This is a genomic window from Paraneptunicella aestuarii, assembly GCF_019900845.1.
Classification (GTDB): Bacteria; Pseudomonadota; Gammaproteobacteria; order Enterobacterales; family Alteromonadaceae; genus Paraneptunicella; species Paraneptunicella aestuarii.
Window position 1 is genome coordinate 1373151 of record NZ_CP074570.1, and the last position, 17557, is coordinate 1390707.

The following is a 17557-nucleotide window of genomic DNA, read 5'->3' on the forward strand; positions in this document are numbered from 1 at the left end:
TCAAAATCGTTACATTGCTTTCCTTGTTGTGGCAATTTCAATGTAATTTGATGTTGATACTTGATGTTCGCCACAGCTTATTTGTTTTGCTTTAGTTGATAATAAAGCTTCCGGTGGTACTCGTGGTTGGGGTGTTCACCTCAAATAAATTGAAGTTACCGATAATGCGATTACCGTTATCACCAAAGAAACCATTAATTGTACCGTCCGCTATTTCGTTACCATGGTAGGCAGTGCCAATATCAATAATCAGATCACTGCCGTCTACCGCTCCTGCAAACAGGGCTAACCATTCACCTCCATTGTCGGTGAGTGATAAATCACCGGTCATGAAGTTAATATCAAAATCAACGGTCATATTGACTTGCAGATTACTCGCGCCACCTGCTGTACTGCTGAATGACGATTCAACCAGACCGCTGTAGGTGAATTCTCCAACTTTGTTTTCTATGACGACAGGATCGGCCGGGCTGTTGATATCAAGCACGCCTTCAAGTCGTTCTTGATTAGCGCTGTCTTGTTCAGAGTCGTTGCTAGCGAAATCGCCTTCGTCGCCATCATCGCCACCTTCGTTATCATCATCAAAGTCACCAAAATCAACGCCTTCGTCAGAATCATCACCGAAGTCGTCACCACCTTCGTTATCTCCATCGTCATCGCCATCGTTGTTGGCAAAACCACCTTCAGATGAGTCTCCGTCTCTGTCATTACCGTCATCGTCGCCATCATTATCGCTACCGTGACCCTGGTTGAAGTTCTCCGGGGCTTCCAGTAAGGAAGTCACTTCGCCATTTTCACTAATAACGCCGAATGAGAAATCTTCACCTTCTCCAAACGAAACCGTATCAGACCCGCTTCCTGAATTAACCGTAACATCAATCGCGCCGTCCCAAACAGCCAGGAACATATCGCCGTTGATTAGTTCGATTTCAAAGTGAGTACCCCTGATACCAATAGAACCAACAGGTGTTTTTAATTGATAGCTACCATTATTTGATTTGATAGCGCCAGTCACGGAACGTAATCCGCCTTCCACTAATTCAATGACGGCTGAATTTCCTTCATTTCCGGGCTCGTATTGATATTCAGAAATAAGGATCTGGGAGGACTCTTTTAATGCGAGCAGTGTGCCGTCAGTCATTCTGAACTGAGCTTTGCTATTAGCTTTTGTGGTGACAGTGTCGATATCGTAAATGGGGGAACGGCGTTGTAATTGGCGGGAATCAGCTTCGGTTTCAAAGGCTTGTACATCGCCTTTGACTACCATGGTTTTACCTGCGGTGGTAGCCGCTTGGGCTGCATAGCCAGATATTAAGCTGCTTGATACCAATATTGAAAGTGCAAGAGCGTTATATTGCCGCGTCATGTTGATTCTCCCCCGAGCTCTTCTTTACCGAGTATATAACCGAGTACATGCCTGACCAACTACCTGATACTTAGTATGTACTATTCTTCCCATAACCGTTATGACAAGCCCTAAATTTTACGCCGTCTGTTTAGAGTCTGTTGTGTAAAACACAATAAACAGAGCTGTTAGAGCCATGTTTCTATTGAATGCTTAACTAAACGAAAAGCGCTTCAATTCGTCGGGTTAGTGTGACGTCGTCTTAGTGTTAACTTGTCTATCGGTTAAGACTAAATCAAGTTCATAATTTGCTCAATCTGCAATGCTGTGAACTGGTTCACAGGCGCAGAGTTAAGCTGTTCGTTGAGTCTAAAATTTATAAGCCACCGAAATGTTCACTTCACTTCGGACAAAAGCGTAAATCTCTATATTACTGTTCTTATTGGCGTGTCTCAGCTGCGCCGATAAATTCCACTGGTCATCCAATTGATAACTTGCGGCCAACATACCTGTAACCGAACTATCGTCCCGAGTGACCAAGTAGATGGGATGAATGGCATCATATTTGGATTTGTCGGCATACACTTTCAGGGTGAAATTCAAATCTCGTGAATAGGGGTAAAGATAAGTATAAGCTGCTGTGAAGTAGTCTCTGCCAAAGTGTTCACCACCCGAATTGGATGCATCATCGTCGTAGTAGGCCAATTCGAACATTTGGATATGGTTATTGATGTAGGTGATTTTTGTGTTGATGCCTATTTGATCCAGACTTTGAACATCATATTTATTGTTGTCAATTTTGGCTGCATTGGTTCCTACACTCCATAGCCAGGTATCGGTTAGTCTCCATGAGCCATCTAACATTACACCGTAGGCTGTACGATAGTATTGATCATCAAGCATCATGGGTTGGATATAGCCTGTAACCGTGTACTTGGTGCTGTTCCAATAGTTACTGTAATTGGCAACGAGATTCAGGTAACTGCGATCCAGATTGCTTTTGGTGTCGTGAGTAATATTGGTGAAATTGGCTTGCAGGGAATAAGCGCTTTTCTGAGAGAGTTTTTCGTTCAGTTTATAAGAAAGCGCAACATCGGCGACGATATCTTCAACCTGTGCGCCTTCCACTAAGGGGATTTCCCTGTTTAGCGCTGGCAGGAAGACATGGTCGTCATCGGTGCCGCTATTCACGTTAGAGTCGTAGCCAATACCTGCTTTCACCTCCAAAGCGGTATTACGAATTGCCTTGCGTTCTTGCTCTTCGATTCTTTTCAGATAATCGCGAATTTTTTGCTGTTCTTCCGGGGTTAGCGTGTCTGCCTTTTTAAGCAATTGGTTTAGTTCAAGCTTGGCTGCACCATAGTTATCTACCTTGAAGTAACTAAAGGCGAGCAGCAGTCTGGCTTTCTGATGCTGTGGGCGGTTAAACATAACGCGTTCAAAAGCAAATACGGCTTCTTGAAAATGGCCTGTTTGAAACGCGGCTTGTCCAGCCAGAAAATCAAATTCCGCTTCGCCCCCGTATTCTTCAAGTAACGCATTGGACATTGTATAGGCTTCGGAATATTGCTTCTGTTTAATGAGTGTATAAAGGTTTAAAAGTTCTTTTGATGAGGGTGAGGCGGCTTGCACCGAAAAGCTAAGTGAGAAAAAGCTAAATGAAAAAATCAGGGACGAAATAACAGTAGTTGCAAACGTTGCGAGAGTGGTTTTTTGAGTGCGGGTAACACGGTTTAAAATGGGTGTTACTGCCACGGTCTTATTATTATTCACACCTTATTCCTTCAAATATAGACCTTTTATTACATACCAAATGTAAATGTCGATATTCCCACATTTTAGTCGCGAATTTTATTTCAATACTAAGTGTAAGGATATTCTGCTGTAAATTTGTGCAGAACATCCTTACCCTACTGAGGTTTTACAGTCTTTGCAAGAATTCTACCGCTTCATCGATAGATAGCAGCTGTTTCTCGCCAGTTCGACGGTTTTTATACTCGACTTTTGCGTCATCCAGATTACGTTCTCCGATAATGATGGAATGAGGCACGCCTAACAGTTCCATATCCGCAAACATCACGCCCGGGCGCTCTTTACGGTCATCGAAAAGCACTTCCATATTGGCTTCCTGCATTTCAGCGTAGAGTTTTTCGGCTACTTCATTAACCCTGTGAGACTTGTGCATGTTCATAGGGATAAGCGCAATTTTGAACGGCGCAATGGCTTCAGGCCACTTAATGCCGTATTGGTCATGGTTTTGCTCAATCGCTGCTGCCACAACACGAGACACACCTATACCATAACAGCCCATTTGCAGAATTTCGTTCTTGCCGTTTTCATTTAGAACGCCGCACTGCATGGCTTCACTGTATTTCTTACCGAGTTGGAAAATGTGGCCTACTTCGATACCACGTTTAATATCCAGCACGCCTTTGCCATCTGGAGAAGGATCACCCGCGATAACGTTACGAATATCAACCACTTCGTAAGCGGTACAATCTGACCAGTTTACGCCAGTTAAATGATGGTCTTTTTCGTTGGCACCGCAAACAAAGTTTTTCAGTTCCGCAGCGCTGCGATCAACAAACACTGGAATATTTGCATTCACTGGGCCAATTGAGCCTGGAACCAAGCCTTGAGCTTCCAATTGAGCGTCATTTGCCATGGTTAGCGGAGAGAATACACCTGGAATTTTCTCTGCCTTAATATCGTTTAATTCATGATCGCCACGAAGAACCAAGGCAACCAATTTAACGCCATTAGAATCTTCTTCCTGCTCACCCAAAACCACGATGGTTTTGGCAACCACATCAGCTTGAACACCAAAATGCTCGCACACCTCAGCGATAGTCGCGACGTTAGGTGTGGCCACTTTTTCCATGCTGGTAAAAGGAGACGTTGAAACAGGAGCTACTGCTAATGCTTCCGCCATTTCTACGTTGGCGGCGTAATCAGACTCAGAGCTAAATGCGATAGCGTCTTCACCGGAGTCAGCCAATACGTGGAATTCGTGAGATGTGCTACCACCGATAGAGCCCGTGTCGGCGATAACCGGGCGATATTCCAAACCAATGCGCTCAAATACACGGCAGTAAGCGTCGTACATATCCTGATAGGTTTTTTCCAGACACTGCTCGTCCATGTGGAAGGAATAAGCGTCTTTCATGGTGAACTCACGACCACGCATAATGCCGAAACGAGGACGGATTTCGTCACGGAATTTGGTCTGGATCTGGAACAGGTTCATCGGCAACTGTTTGTAGCTGGTGACTTCACGCTTAACCAAATCGGTGATGACTTCTTCATGGGTTGGACCCAAAGCAAAGTCGCGCTGGTGGCGGTCTTTAAAGCGTAGCAGTTCAGGGCCATATTCAACCCAGCGACCCGATTCTTCCCACAAATCCGCAGGTTGAACAACCGGCATTAATACTTCGATAGAGCCCGCTTTGGTCATTTCTTCACGAACGATTTGCGCGACTTTATTCAGTACGCGTAAACCAGAAGGCAACCATGTGTACAAACCAGAGGCTAATTTACGAACCAAACCAGCACGTAACATAAGCTGGTGGCTGATCACTTCTGCATCGGCAGGGGTTTCTTTCAGTGTTGCAAGCAAGTATTGACTAGTGCGCATGTATCCAATTCTTTTATTACAGTCAAAATTGCTGCGTATTCTAGCAGGTTTCTGGTGGGAAACTAGTTTCTAGAGCAACAGACTGGCAGGGAACTAGCGATAAAGATAACAAGAGTCTTAATCATCTTATTTTGGGGTGGAAAGGGGTTATAGAATAGCCCAAGGCTGGTTTTTATCCGGGGGATGTAAGATCTGGGTAGAGCCTATCATTACCTTGTCGCCAATAAGTACGCATGGTAAATTTAAAACTCTAAAGTTAATGCAGCATTGGTTGCTGACTCGATACTAACCTAAATCTAAAAGAGTAATTAAATATGAATCGTACTGTTGTTGAAGCAAATATTATTTTGGGAACCAGCGCAGGAGTTACCATTGCAACATACATGGAGAATATAGACCGCCCTTTACAGATTACTCCTGAAGATGACCTGGTGAACCATGTTGATATTTTCTTTAATGGTAAGCGTGCCACCCTTCAAGGCGATGACCCCGATTTTAAAGTAGTAGAAGCAGGTGCAATCGTCTATAAATACGATTGTGGCCCAGGCGATAAACTCACCGTCATTGTTTATAGAGATTAATGCAAATACAAGTAATCATTGCATTCTGAATAATAGACAGGGGCTATTGAACCTCTGTCTTGGTTTCGACCAAAGATATTTATTTCGCATCCTCTTATTTCGTTGCCATCACAGTCATATGGTTAACAACTCACTCCAATACTGTCCTCCGTTGCATTGGCAATCCAATCTGTTCTGCTCAACTTAATCATCACACTTTTCTTAAGGAACTTGGCTCGGTTATCAATGCTGCAGTTTCCCGCTTAAACTCAGTCGTATAACTTCTGTTGGTTCTTTTTGTCATTTAACACCTCAATAATTGGATTCTATTCCATTATCAAAGTGTCTGGTTTGATTAAAGCAGATCAGTTTCTAAATATGCTTGTTGCTTGCCTAGTTCTGTGAGTCTGTATTGTTGCAACCTGCTGTTAGGTTTGTCTGGGATCGTCATTTCAATTAATCCGCTTTCTAAGGCTGGTTTTAAATAGAGTTCTCTAAATGATTTCCGATCTTTCAGTTGTAATGCCCGTTGTAATTCTTCCCGATTTAAAGGGGCTTTTGTCTTTAGCATCAAAGTAAGTAGTGATTTGACTTGGGGGGTGACTTGGGGGTTGACTTGGGGGGTAAGGTTTGGGTTAGTGCTTTTGATTGTTTCTAAAATCGTATTGAGCATGAACTCAATAAAGGGACTTGAATCCGTTCTTTGAGTGCTTAAGTTAATCGCTTGGTAATACTCGCTTTGGTACTCATGAATCATGCTTTCAACGGGTAATTGAGAGAACAAGGGATTCCATTGACTAAGTATTAAGGTCTGCCATAAGCGCCCCATACGACCGTTACCGTCAGCGAAGGGGTGAATAAACTCAAACTCATAATGAAACACAGAACTGGCAATAAGTGGGTGTTGATCTGTGGAATCTAGCCAGTTAAACAGGTCGCCCATTAGCATTTTGACTCGTTCGGCTTGGGGAACCATATGAACCACCTTATCGCCATTCATGACGCCCACGTTACCGCTACGGTAGTGACCAGCATCGTCTATAAGGCCAGCCATTAATATCCTATGAGCATTTAACAAATCCCTTTCGTTAGCGGGTTGCCAGCGTTCAAATTCTTCATAGGCTTTGATTGCGTTTCGCGCTTCCAGAATGTCTTTAGGCGGCGCTATGACCCTTTTTCCTTCAAGTATGGCGGTTATTTGCTCTTGGCTCAGGGTATTACCTTCAATCGCTAACGAGCCTTGTATGGTACGAATACGATTCAAGCGGCGAAGACGAAGATCCTTTTCTTCCTGCAATACAGATAAACGCCCCAAGCTTTCACTAATGTTTGAAATCAGCGTTATGATTGCTGGTGTTATTGTGAAAGGCGGTGTTTGTTTGCTCATCTTTGCATTTTTACTTGAGATATAAATGTCTATCAAGAAATAAAAAAGCCGCTCAGAAAGAGCGGCCTTTTTGAATTGGTGGAGCAGGCGGGATTTGAACCCGCGTCCGTAATACCTACATCCTCGGTCCTACATGTTTAGTTTGCCTTTTATTTAACTATTACGAACTCCGACAAACAGGATTTCTCATAGCTGGCCTGATACTATTTCGCGGTTCAACCTCAGACAAGTTTCCCTCGCTAGTCTATTAGTATGACCTCCCGAACCTTCACGAACAGACAACGGCTGAAGTGGGAGGGCCTATGCCGGGTATTAAGCGGCTAGTGCGTAGTTTTCGTCGTTTGCGACTATTTTTTTGCGGCTTTTTACGAGGCCAACCGCCCCTCGACATGCACCTTGGGTTTCGTGTATCCCGTCGAATCCTAATCTGCCCCAAGTACTAGTACTAAATGAATCTGTACCTTGATTAGGTATATGGTGCCATTCTAGCACAATGCAAGTGTTGCAAAAGGAAGATTTTCCTAAATCTCACTTGCTTGCTGCTTTTTTGGCTATTAGCCGTGTTTCATTACCCTGGCTTTTTGTCTTTCCCAATCTCTGTCTTTAATAGTATCGCGCTTATCGTGCGATTGTTTACCCTTGGCGAGGTAAATCTCTAATTTTACCCAACATTTTTTCCAATACATGGCGGTGGCGACTATGGTGTAGCCTTGTCGCTCAACACTGCCAATGAGTGTACTTAGCTCACGTCTTTTGAGCAGTAACTTTTTGGTTCTGTTTGGGTCGCAGATGACGTGGCTTGATGCTGATTCCAACGGTTGAATTTTGCAGTTGGTAACGAAGGCTTCGCCATCTTTTATATATACGTGACTGTCAGACAAATTGACTTTGCCTGCCCGAATGCTTTTGATTTCCCAGCCTTGTAATGAGATACCTGCTTCGAACTTTTCTTCAAGAAAAAAGTCGTGGCGCGCCTTTTTGTTTAGCGCGATGGTATTGCTGGTTGATTTGTTTTGCTTTTTCTTACTCATGGCGGCGTATTATAACGAGTATGGCGTATTTGTCTTTAAGATAATTGCACTTTGTTTGTAGCACGCTTTTTTCAATGTTGTGGTAATATGCCGCGTCAATGTAGGGCGGACAGGAGCAAGAATGCCAACTGTAAATCGAAGTGCCCTGGTTCCATTTAGTGCCGAAACCATGTTTGATCTGGTTAATGATGTGCTGAGCTATCCGAAATTCCTTCCTGGGTGTGTTAATGCGGATGTTCATGAAGAATCAGACTCGCACATGAGGGCTTCGCTGTTAATTAAAAAGGCGGGCGTGAATCAGTGGTTTACAACCAGCAATGAGTTATCACGGGGTAAGCATATTCTTATGTCGTTGGTAGATGGGCCTTTTACTTCTTTGCAAGGTGGATGGAAGTTCACCGCATTAGCTGAAGATGCATGCAAAATAGAACTTAGTCTGGAGTTTGAATTTTCCAGTAAGCTGGTGGAATTGGCCTTTGGCAAGGTATTTAGCAGTATCGCTAATAATATGGTGAAGGCTTTTACTGACCGGGCAAAGGATGTGAGTCGTGGCTGAGCAAGAAAAGCAAACCCCGGAAGCACAAGAGCAGATTCATGTTGAGGTTGCTTATGCGCTACCGGAGAAACAAGCGTTACTTGAGGTGACTGTTGCACAAGGCTTGACGGTTCAGCAAGTCATTGAAGCATCTGGAATTCTTGAGCAATTTGACGGTATCGACCTGACTGTGAATAAGGTCGGGATATGGAATCGTACTTGTAAATTGCAGGATATTCCTCGTGATGGTGACAGGATTGAAATTTATCGTCCTTTGATCGCAGACCCCAAAGAAGCTCGCCGTGCCAGAGCTGAAAAAGCCGTTCAAGAGGGACGTGCCAGCAAAGTCACGGGTGGACGCCCTCGTTCGAAGAGCTAACTTGTTGCTATTTTCGGGTTTAAGGCTGGAATGCTAAGAAGCTGATAAAATAAGTTAATCAATTGCAGATAAAAAGCACAGATAAAACAAGAGGGCTGTAATTAGCCCTCTGTTGTAGTATTTAGTCGACTAGTTAGCGCCGCGAGGGATTATTCTAAAGGTGTATTAAAGTCTTCGGATAATTCAAAATCACCAGTGACTTTGGCAACTTTGTCGTTTTCAAATTCAATCACCAAATCTTTACGAAAATCTTCACCACGGCTTTTCATTCCGCGCTTCATTTCATAAATGTAGTAATAAATATCTTTTTCGAAGCTGTCTTTTAATACTGGATTTCCCAATACGAAAACGACTTGTTCTTTGGTCATGCCAATGCGCAGCTTCTCTACGTCTTTGGCTTCAAGATAATTTCCTTGTGGGATATCAATTCGAAATACCCAAGAAGAACAGGCGGATAAAGAAGTGGTGCCTGCAATAACACTCAGGGTAAAAAGAAAAGCTTTAATGTTACTCATATAATTGCTGTCTCCATTGGAAGGCGCATCCTAACCCACTCGGACAGTCGCAATCAATGATTAGTTCCTATTTCCAATAATCGAATTATTCAGCCCGTTGCTACGTTGTTCGAAATTGCCGCGCCCGAAATTGCCTCATTCTTTGTTCAAGTGTTCACGTAATACTCATACGTCATATGTTCCACCCTTTAACTATGCAACAGTCCTTTGGCGTTTTGCAGTGCTGATTCTGTTATTTCATCGCCAGCCAGCAGGCGTGCGAGTTCTTCAACACGTTTATCTTCTGACAGCCGCTGCATATGAGTCTCAGTGATGTCTTTGTCGGTAAACTTGGTGACTAACATTTGTTGATGAGCTTTGGCTGCAACCTGCGGTAGGTGAGTAACACACAGTACCTGATTATTTTCTCCTAATTCTCGAAGTAATTTGCCGACAACTGATGCTGTTGCGCCGCTAATACCCGTGTCGACTTCATCGAAAATCATAGTGGCACTGGTTCTGTTAGCGAGTACCTGGATAGCGAGGCTAATACGTGATAACTCACCACCGGAAGCGACTTTCTCAATGCTGTCGGCTTCCATTCCTTTGTTGCTGGTTAGCATAAAACGAATGTCGTCAGTACCAATTGCTGAGATTTTAGGGTTTTCTATTGCAGTGACCTTAATCTCGAACTGGGCATGAGGCATATTCATTTTATGCAGCTTTTCTGTTACTTGTTGAGCAAGCAGGCCGCCTGATTTTTGGCGCGATGTGTGCAGTTGTTTTGCTAACGTAAAGTAACCTGATTTCAGAGTTTCCAGTTCATGAATAATGCTTTCAAGGTCATTGTCTTGCTGTTGCAGGGTAGCTAATTCGTCATGTAGCCCTTGATGATGCGATGCCAGGAATTCAGGTAACACTGAGTGTTTACGTGCTAACTCCATGGCTTTGGAGTATCGTTCATCGGTCTGCTGCATCTTCATTGGGTCGATTTCCAGATGTTCGACATAATGCCGTAATTCATTTGATGCTTCTTGTACCTGAATTTGCGCTTCTGTGAGCATTTGCACGATGGGCGATAATTGAGGGTCGTGCTCTACTAAAGAACTCAGTTTATCCAAGGCTTCATCTACGATAGAAAGCGCGCTGCCATGATCGGATTCATACAGTTTATGCAAGCATATTTGCGTATCTTCCAATAAGGTTTGACTGTGGCTTAGCTTTTTAAACTCGGCTTCCAATTCAGGAAATTCGTTTTCAGCCAAGGCAAAATCATCAAGCTCTTGCAGTTGATATTGAAGCAGGCTTTTGCGATCGGCTCGCTGCTGTTGTTCGTCTTGCAGTCCTTTTAACTTGCGTGACAAGGCGTGAAACTGGGTACTCTTTTCCTGTACCTGTTCTAAGAGCGAAGAATGTTGAGCGCTGTTATCCAGTGTGATGCGCTGCATATCTGGCTTTAATAGTTCCTGATGAGCATGTTGCCCATGAATATTAACCAGCAATAGCCCCAATTCTTTCATTTGTTGTAGCGTGACCGGGCTACCGTTTACCCAGGCTCTTGAGCGGCCTTCACTGGAAATAACACGACGTAATATGCACTGTTCTTCTCCGTCGTCTAACTCATTGTTGCTTAGCCAGCTTGTTGCGCCTTCATTTTTTTGCAGGGAAAAGGTGGCAGTGACTTCTGCCTTGTCTGCATTTTTTCTGACCATTCCCGCTTCTGCTCGACCACCAAGGCATAAGCTCAAGGCATCAATAGCAATGGATTTCCCAGCTCCAGTTTCCCCGGTAATAGCGGTGGTATTGTTGCTGAACTCGATATCCAGATGACGAACGATGGCGAAATTTTTAATTGATAAATGAGTAAGCATAAAAATTCATGTATATATGAACAGTATGTGTAAATATATACAGTTTTTTATGCTTGTCCAGATCGGACGTTAATAAAGTTTGCTACCCCAATTGAGTTTGGTGCGTAACACATTGAAATAACTGTAATCTTTGGGGTGGATCAAACTGAGTTTGTCTGGATTTTTGCGAATGTGGATTTCGTCACCAGGCATCACTGACAGCACTATGTGACCGTCACAACTGACTTGTTGATTCTCGGTGTTGTCGGCGGATACTTTGAGTTTCACTTCGCTATTGGCATCTACCACTATTGGGCGATTGCTCAATGTGTGCGGGAACATTGGCACTATGGCAAGTGCATCCAGATTCGGTGTCAGAATTGGGCCGCCGCCAGAAAGAGAGTAGGCTGTTGAACCTGTCGGCGTAGCCACAATTAAACCATCAGAACGTTGGGTGAAAACAAAGTCGTCATCGACATAGAGTTCAAACTCCATCATATGAGCCACTTTGGTATGGTGCAGAACCGCTTCGTTAATAGCTGCATTGCTGCTTTTCAGTACGCCGTGGCGATGGACTTCTACTTCCAGTAAAAAGCGCTGTTCAACGGTGTATTCACCATTAAATATGTAGTCCAGTTGCGTTTCGATTTCATCAGGGTGGATGTCGGTAAGAAAACCAAGGTTGCCTCTGTTAACGCCGACAACGCCAACATTGAAACGAGACAGTACCCGGGCTGCGCCCAGCATATTGCCATCACCACCCACAACAATAGCAAGTTCCACCTGTTTGCCAATTGACACCATGTCATGAACTTCCACCGAAGGGCAGTTCAGTTCATTAGCTACTCGTTCTTCAACGAGTACCTTGCATCCCCTTTTTTTCAAATAGTGCATGAGGGCGTTTAAGCTCTCGTTTGCGCCGTGATGATTGGGTTTGCCTATTAGACCGACGGTTTCAAAATTGCGTTTTGGGGTGCCCATACTGACTTTAAAAGTACGACCTGAAAATAAACTGTCCCTAGACTAGAGCAAAATAAGCGGGAAATCCAAGCTTTAAATCTTTCATGTCAGAGATATTCGTTCTAATTAGAGAAGTATTTCTTATTCTTACATTGCTTAAAAAGGACGCTGTAAGCTAACGAATTCAAGCTTAATGGTAAAAAAGTGAATTTGTCTTAAAAAAACGCCTTGAATCAACTCAAAGTAACCCCATTAATAGCCGCAATTCAATTTTTGCTTACAAATTTGGGAAGTGTATACATGAGTAATGAAGCACAAAACGAAGAGATGGTTCAAGAAGTCGACGCTCAGACTCAAGGTGAGCAAGCGTCTGAGACTGATTCAACAGCAGGTATGACCGTTGATGAAGCTCGTATTCAGGAATTAGAGGCTGCTCTGGCGAAGGCCGAGGCAACGATTGCTGAACAGAAAGATTCAGTATTGCGGGCTGCTGCTGAAGCTGAAAATGCTCGTCGTCGTGCAAGCGCTGAAGTGGAAAAGGCGCATAAGTTTGCACTGGAACGCTTCGCGGGTGAGTTGTTACCTGTTGCGGATAATTTGGAGCGAGCTTTACTGTCTGCTGATCCTGCCAATGAAGCATTAAAGGCTGTGATGGAAGGCGTAGAGATTACTCATAAATCCTTTATTAGTACGATTGAAAAATTTGGATTGGAAGTTGTTGACCCACAAGGTCAGGCATTTAATCCAGAACAGCATCAAGCCATGGCTATGCAGGAATCGGCAGATTTCGCACCAAACACGGTAATGGCTGTGATGCAAAAAGGGTATCTCATTAACGGCAGATTGCTACGTCCAGCGATGGTTGTTGTATCTCGTGCAGTAGCCGGAAATGACGAAAATAATGTGGATGTAGAAGTTTAGCATTTGGGATTTTTTGTGGTTTTTTTTCATGTTAAACATTGAAAAAAAATCAAATAACCCCACTAAAAATACAGTTTTAAAGAATTTGTAGTTGGAGAAATCTGATGGGTAGAATCATTGGTATCGACTTGGGAACCACTAACTCCTGTGTTGCTGTATTAGATGGCGATAAGCCTAAAGTAATTGAAAATGCCGAAGGCGATCGTACAACGCCTTCTATTATTGCTTACACTGACGACGGTGAGACCTTGGTAGGTCAGCCTGCGAAGCGTCAAGCGGTCACAAACCCTAAAAATACACTTTACGCAATCAAGCGTTTAATTGGTCGTCGTTGGGAAGATAAAGAAGTTCAACGCGACATCGACATTATGCCTTTCAAACTGGTTAAAGCCGACAATGGTGATGCCTGGGTTGAAGCGAAAGGCGAGAAAATGGCTCCGCCACAGATTTCTGCTGAAGTCTTGAAAAAGATGAAAAAGACAGCAGAAGACTATCTTGGTGAGCCGGTTACTCAAGCCGTTATTACTGTACCTGCGTACTTTAACGACTCTCAACGTCAAGCCACTAAAGACGCGGGTCGTATTGCTGGTCTTGAAGTTAAACGTATCATCAACGAACCGACTGCTGCTGCGTTAGCATACGGTATGGACAAGAAGAAAGGTGACAATGTTGTTGCTGTTTACGACTTGGGTGGTGGTACATTCGATATTTCAATCATTGAAATTGATGAAGTTGAAGGTGAGCACACGTTTGAAGTATTGGCCACTAATGGTGACACTCACTTGGGTGGTGAAGACTTCGATAACCGTGTTATCAACTACCTGGTTGATGAATTCAAGAAAGATCAAGGCGTTGATTTACGCAAAGATCCTTTGGCCATGCAGCGTTTGAAAGAAGCGGCTGAAAAAGCCAAGATCGAATTGTCTTCTGCGCAACAAACAGAAGTGAACTTGCCGTACATCACTGCTGATGCGTCAGGTCCTAAGCATTTAACTATTAAAGTGACTCGTGCCAAGTTGGAATCACTGGTCGAAGATATGGTTAAGGATTCTTTGAATCCGGTTAAACAAGCGCTTTCTGATGCAGGTTTGTCGGTAAACGACATTCACGACATCATTCTGGTTGGCGGTCAAACACGTATGCCTTTGGTTCAGAAGTATGTAACTGAATTCTTTGGTAAAGAGCCTCGTAAAGATGTTAACCCTGACGAAGCCGTTGCTATGGGCGCGTGTATTCAGGGCGGTGTATTGGCGGGTGACGTTAAAGACGTATTGTTGTTGGACGTAACGCCTCTGTCTTTGGGTATCGAAACCATGGGCGGTGTAATGACTGCGTTGATTGAGAAGAACACAACGATTCCTACCAAGAAATCGCAAACCTTCTCAACAGCGGAAGATAACCAGGCTGCGGTAACGGTTCACGTATTGCAAGGTGAGCGTAAGCAAGCTTCAGGTAACAAGTCTCTGGGGCAATTTAACCTGGAAGGTATCCGTCCTGCACAGCGCGGTGCGCCTCAAATCGAAGTGACCTTTGATATTGATGCTGACGGTATCTTGCACGTATCTGCCAAAGATAAAGACACGGGTAAAGAGCAGAAGATCACGATTCAAGCCTCTTCTGGTCTGAGTGAAGAAGAAATCCAGGCAATGGTGCGCGACGCGGAAGCGAATGCTGCGGAAGACAAGAAGTTTGAAGAACTTGTTCAAGCTCGTAACCAGGGTGATGCCATGGTTCATAGCACTCGTAAGCAAGTTGAAGAAGCTGGTGATGCATTGCCTGCATCAGATAAAGAATCCATTGAATCTGCCATTTCTGCTTTGGAAGTTGCTATAAAAGGCGACAGCAAAGAAGAAATTGAAGCCAAGACTCAAGAGTTGATTCAAGCGTCTGCCAAGTTGATGGAAATCGCACAGGCTAAAGCGGCTGAACAAGGTGCTGCTGGTGCAGGTACTAATGCTGGTGCTTCTGGTAAAGCTGGTAAAGATGACGATGTTGTTGATGCCGAGTTTGAAGAAGTAAAAGACGACAACAAATAATTGCTGGAATCGACCATAGGTAGTGACATGGGCTGTTAGCCCATGTTCGATTAAGCATTCGGGCGCTTGGTTGATTCATGCGCCCTTATTTGTATCTGGGAAGCTTTAATAGTGACCCGATAGTTATGAAGAATTATAGTGACTGCTGATAGAGGCAAGTAATAACCGGAACGTATCATCTCTATGTCGAAACGTGATTATTATGAAGTATTAGGTGTAGCCAAAGACGCGAGTGAGCGAGATATCAAGAAAGCTTACAAGCGTTTGGCAATGAAGTATCACCCGGACAGAACTTCTGGTGACAAGGAACTGGAAGAGAAGTTTAAAGAGATCCAGGAAGCCCATGAGATTTTGACGGACGAAAATAAACGTGCCGCTTATGATCGCTATGGTCATGCTGGTGTCGATCCTAACCGCTCTGCTGGTGCTGGTGCTGGTGCAGCTGATTTCGGCGACATATTTGGTGACGTTTTTGGTGATATCTTTGGTGGTGGTCGAGGTGGCAGACAGCGTGCCCGCCAAGGTGCAGATCTGCGCTACAACCTTGAATTAACATTGGAAGAAGCCGTTCGCGGTAAAGCCGTGGAAATTCGAGTGCCTACTTTGGTGGCCTGTGAACCTTGTGATGGTTCTGGCGCCAAAAAAGGTACTTCGCCGACAACGTGCCCTACCTGTCATGGTAGTGGCCAAGTACAAATGCGTCAGGGGTTCTTTGCTGTACAACAAACCTGTCCAACCTGTTCGGGTAAAGGCAAGATCATTGCAGATCCTTGTACTAGCTGTCATGGTCATGGGCGTGTTGAAAAGAGCAAGACCCTTTCAGTTAAAGTGCCTGCTGGCGTTGATACTGGCGATCGTATTCGTTTGGCTGGTGAAGGCGAAGCGGGTGAGAACGGCGCTCCGTCCGGCGATTTATATGTACAGGTGCATGTGCGTGAGCATGACATCTTTGTTCGTGACGGCAATAACCTGTACTGTGAAGTGCCATTAAGCTTTACCAAGGCGGCCTTGGGTGGCGAGTTGGACGTGCCGACTTTGGATGGACAAGTCAAACTCAAGATCCCGGCTGAAACGCAAACGGGCAAAATGTTCCGTTTACGTGGTAAGGGTGTGAAATCTGTGCGCAGTGGTGCTGTAGGTGACTTGATGTGTAAGGTTGCGGTTGAAACGCCGGTTAACCTGAATGCGCGTCAGAAAGAGTTATTGGCAGAGTTGGAAACGTCTATGGGTGGCGAAGAAAGTAAACATCGTCCGAAGGAGAAAGGTTTCTTCGATAACGTTAAGAAGTTCTTTGACGATCTAACTAGCTAATTGTTGGTTTCGTTGTCATATCGTCCGATTTCGTCGTTGGAAGTGCTCAAGTATTAAATATACATTCCGCGCTTCCGCCTGGAACTCGAACGATATGACTTAGAAATAAAACATTATGTGTCGATATCTTTGTTGGAAGCAGTAAAGTAAAACAAAGAATAAAGACTATACTGATAAAGCCCTGTTAATTTGTTTAATTAACAGGGCTTTTTTTGTATGGTTGTGGCTCTTTTTGTGATTTATCTGATTAGTGGTGAGAAATGACAATCAAGCTGGGTATTTTTGGTGCCAATGGTCGTATGGGAAGGGTACTGGTAGAAGCGATTAACCTTGACGAAGCAGTTGAGCTGCAAGTCGCTCTGGTAAGAGATGGTTCAAGCTGGCTTGGTGTTGATGTTGGTGAATTGGCGGGGATTGGTAAATGTGGCATTGTTGCCACTGACATGTCTTCAGTCGCAAGCAATATGCCGGATGTGATGGTTGATTTTACTTTACCAAGCGCACTGCCTGAGCATCTTGATTGGTGCATGGAAAAGCAAATTCCGGTTGTGATTGGTACAACCGGCCTTAATGAGCAGCAAAAACAATTGATTCATGACGCCTCAAAGCAACTACCTGTGGTTTTCGCTGCCAATATGAGTATTGGCGTAAACCTGCTGTTTAATCTGGCTCGACAAGCGGCTCGCGTGATGGGACATAGTGCCGACATCGAAATTTGGGAAGCGCATCACCGTTTTAAAAAAGACGCTCCTTCCGGCACTGCTGTTGCTATTGGTGAAGTGATTGCCGATGAGCTGAACCGGGATTTGAGCAAGTGTGCTGTGTATGGACGTGAAGGCGATACCGGCGAGCGCAAACACGAAACCATAGGGTTTGCTACAATTAGAGCGGGCGATGTAGTCGGTGAGCACACGGTATTGTTTGCTGATATTGGCGAGCGTTTGGAATTGACTCATAAAGCGTCAAGTCGTCTGACCTTTGCTAATGGCGCGGTAAAAGCGGCTAAATGGTTAGCAGGAAAGCCAAATGGGCTGTACGATATGCAGGATGTTTTGGAGCTGAAATAAGCCCTTGGTTTAGACAATTTTATCGTTCAGCATCAAATAATCAGCAA

General features: G+C 44.2%; 15 protein-coding genes and 1 other RNA gene. 7 read left to right on the forward strand and 9 right to left on the reverse strand.

Going from position 1 to position 17557, the window contains the following annotated elements; all coding sequences use genetic code 11:
* Positions 1 to 91 precede the first annotated feature (91 nt).
* The 3 genes from KIH87_RS05805 to KIH87_RS05815 form a co-directional block, all read right to left on the reverse strand.
* Positions 92 to 1366, reverse strand: coding sequence for a FecR family protein (locus tag KIH87_RS05805; RefSeq protein WP_232360594.1), 1275 nt, complete (start codon positions 1364 to 1366; stop codon positions 92 to 94).
* Positions 1367 to 1714: 348 nt separating this feature from the next.
* A complete protein-coding gene (locus tag KIH87_RS05810; RefSeq protein ID WP_232360595.1) occupies positions 1715 to 3118 on the reverse strand; it encodes a tetratricopeptide repeat protein in 1404 nt (467 codons plus the stop codon).
* A 148-nt stretch (positions 3119 to 3266) separates the two neighbouring features.
* Positions 3267 to 4979: a proline--tRNA ligase gene (locus KIH87_RS05815; protein WP_232360596.1), complete on the reverse strand. Its 1713-nt coding sequence runs from the start codon at positions 4977 to 4979 to the stop codon at positions 3267 to 3269.
* Between the two features lie 314 nt (positions 4980 to 5293).
* Between KIH87_RS05815 and KIH87_RS05820 the strand changes: the two genes are divergently transcribed.
* Positions 5294 to 5560 carry a hypothetical protein gene (locus tag KIH87_RS05820; protein ID WP_232360597.1) on the forward strand — a complete coding sequence of 89 codons (267 nt, stop codon included), beginning with the start codon at positions 5294 to 5296 and terminating at the stop codon, positions 5558 to 5560.
* 334 nt (positions 5561 to 5894) lie between these two features.
* On the opposite strand, the gene KIH87_RS05825 is transcribed toward KIH87_RS05820, so the two are convergent.
* The 3 genes from KIH87_RS05825 to smpB all read right to left on the reverse strand — a co-directional run bounded on the left by KIH87_RS05825 (position 5895) and on the right by smpB (position 7957).
* A complete protein-coding gene (locus tag KIH87_RS05825) occupies positions 5895 to 6926 on the reverse strand; it encodes a Fic family protein (RefSeq protein WP_232360598.1) in 1032 nt (343 codons plus the stop codon).
* A 76-nt stretch (positions 6927 to 7002) separates the two neighbouring features.
* Positions 7003 to 7360: a transfer-messenger RNA gene (gene ssrA / locus KIH87_RS05830) on the reverse strand.
* Between the two features lie 120 nt (positions 7361 to 7480).
* The gene (gene smpB, locus KIH87_RS05835; protein WP_232360599.1) at positions 7481 to 7957 is read right to left on the reverse strand and encodes an SsrA-binding protein SmpB; all 477 of its coding nucleotides are present in this window, start codon (positions 7955 to 7957) and stop codon (positions 7481 to 7483) included.
* A 121-nt stretch (positions 7958 to 8078) separates the two neighbouring features.
* Here smpB and KIH87_RS05840 point away from each other — a divergent pair, with 121 nt between their 5' ends.
* Both KIH87_RS05840 and KIH87_RS05845 read left to right on the forward strand, forming a co-directional pair.
* A complete protein-coding gene (locus tag KIH87_RS05840) occupies positions 8079 to 8513 on the forward strand; it encodes a type II toxin-antitoxin system RatA family toxin (RefSeq protein WP_232360600.1) in 435 nt (144 codons plus the stop codon).
* A complete protein-coding gene (locus tag KIH87_RS05845) occupies positions 8506 to 8871 on the forward strand; it encodes an RnfH family protein (protein ID WP_232360601.1) in 366 nt (121 codons plus the stop codon). The genes KIH87_RS05840 and KIH87_RS05845 overlap by 8 nt, the downstream gene beginning before the upstream one ends.
* Positions 8872 to 9020: 149 nt before the next feature.
* Here the strand turns inward: KIH87_RS05845 and KIH87_RS05850 are convergent, their stop codons facing one another.
* The 3 genes from KIH87_RS05850 to nadK all read right to left on the reverse strand — a co-directional run bounded on the left by KIH87_RS05850 (position 9021) and on the right by nadK (position 12196).
* The gene (locus KIH87_RS05850; protein WP_232360602.1) at positions 9021 to 9386 is read right to left on the reverse strand and encodes an outer membrane protein assembly factor BamE; all 366 of its coding nucleotides are present in this window, start codon (positions 9384 to 9386) and stop codon (positions 9021 to 9023) included.
* 188 nt (positions 9387 to 9574) lie between these two features.
* Positions 9575 to 11236 (reverse strand): DNA repair protein RecN, encoded by a 1662-nt coding sequence (recN, locus tag KIH87_RS05855; protein ID WP_232360603.1) that lies wholly within the window; start codon positions 11234 to 11236, stop codon positions 9575 to 9577.
* A gap of 69 nt (positions 11237 to 11305) precedes the next feature.
* Positions 11306 to 12196, reverse strand: a complete 891-nt coding sequence (gene nadK, locus KIH87_RS05860; protein ID WP_232360604.1) for an NAD(+) kinase — start codon at positions 12194 to 12196, stop codon at positions 11306 to 11308.
* A gap of 279 nt (positions 12197 to 12475) precedes the next feature.
* Between nadK and grpE the strand changes: the two genes are divergently transcribed.
* The 4 genes from grpE (at position 12476) to dapB (ending at position 17510) form a co-directional block, all read left to right on the forward strand.
* Positions 12476 to 13096 (forward strand): nucleotide exchange factor GrpE, encoded by a 621-nt coding sequence (gene grpE, locus KIH87_RS05865; protein ID WP_232360605.1) that lies wholly within the window; start codon positions 12476 to 12478, stop codon positions 13094 to 13096.
* A 104-nt stretch (positions 13097 to 13200) separates the two neighbouring features.
* Positions 13201 to 15132, forward strand: coding sequence for a molecular chaperone DnaK (gene dnaK, locus KIH87_RS05870; RefSeq protein WP_232360606.1), 1932 nt, complete (start codon positions 13201 to 13203; stop codon positions 15130 to 15132).
* A 183-nt stretch (positions 15133 to 15315) separates the two neighbouring features.
* Complete coding sequence (dnaJ, locus tag KIH87_RS05875; protein ID WP_232360607.1) at positions 15316 to 16443, forward strand: molecular chaperone DnaJ; 1128 nt, start codon at positions 15316 to 15318, stop codon at positions 16441 to 16443.
* 260 nt (positions 16444 to 16703) lie between these two features.
* Complete coding sequence (dapB, locus tag KIH87_RS05880; protein ID WP_232360608.1) at positions 16704 to 17510, forward strand: 4-hydroxy-tetrahydrodipicolinate reductase; 807 nt, start codon at positions 16704 to 16706, stop codon at positions 17508 to 17510.
* Positions 17511 to 17557 lie beyond the last annotated feature (47 nt).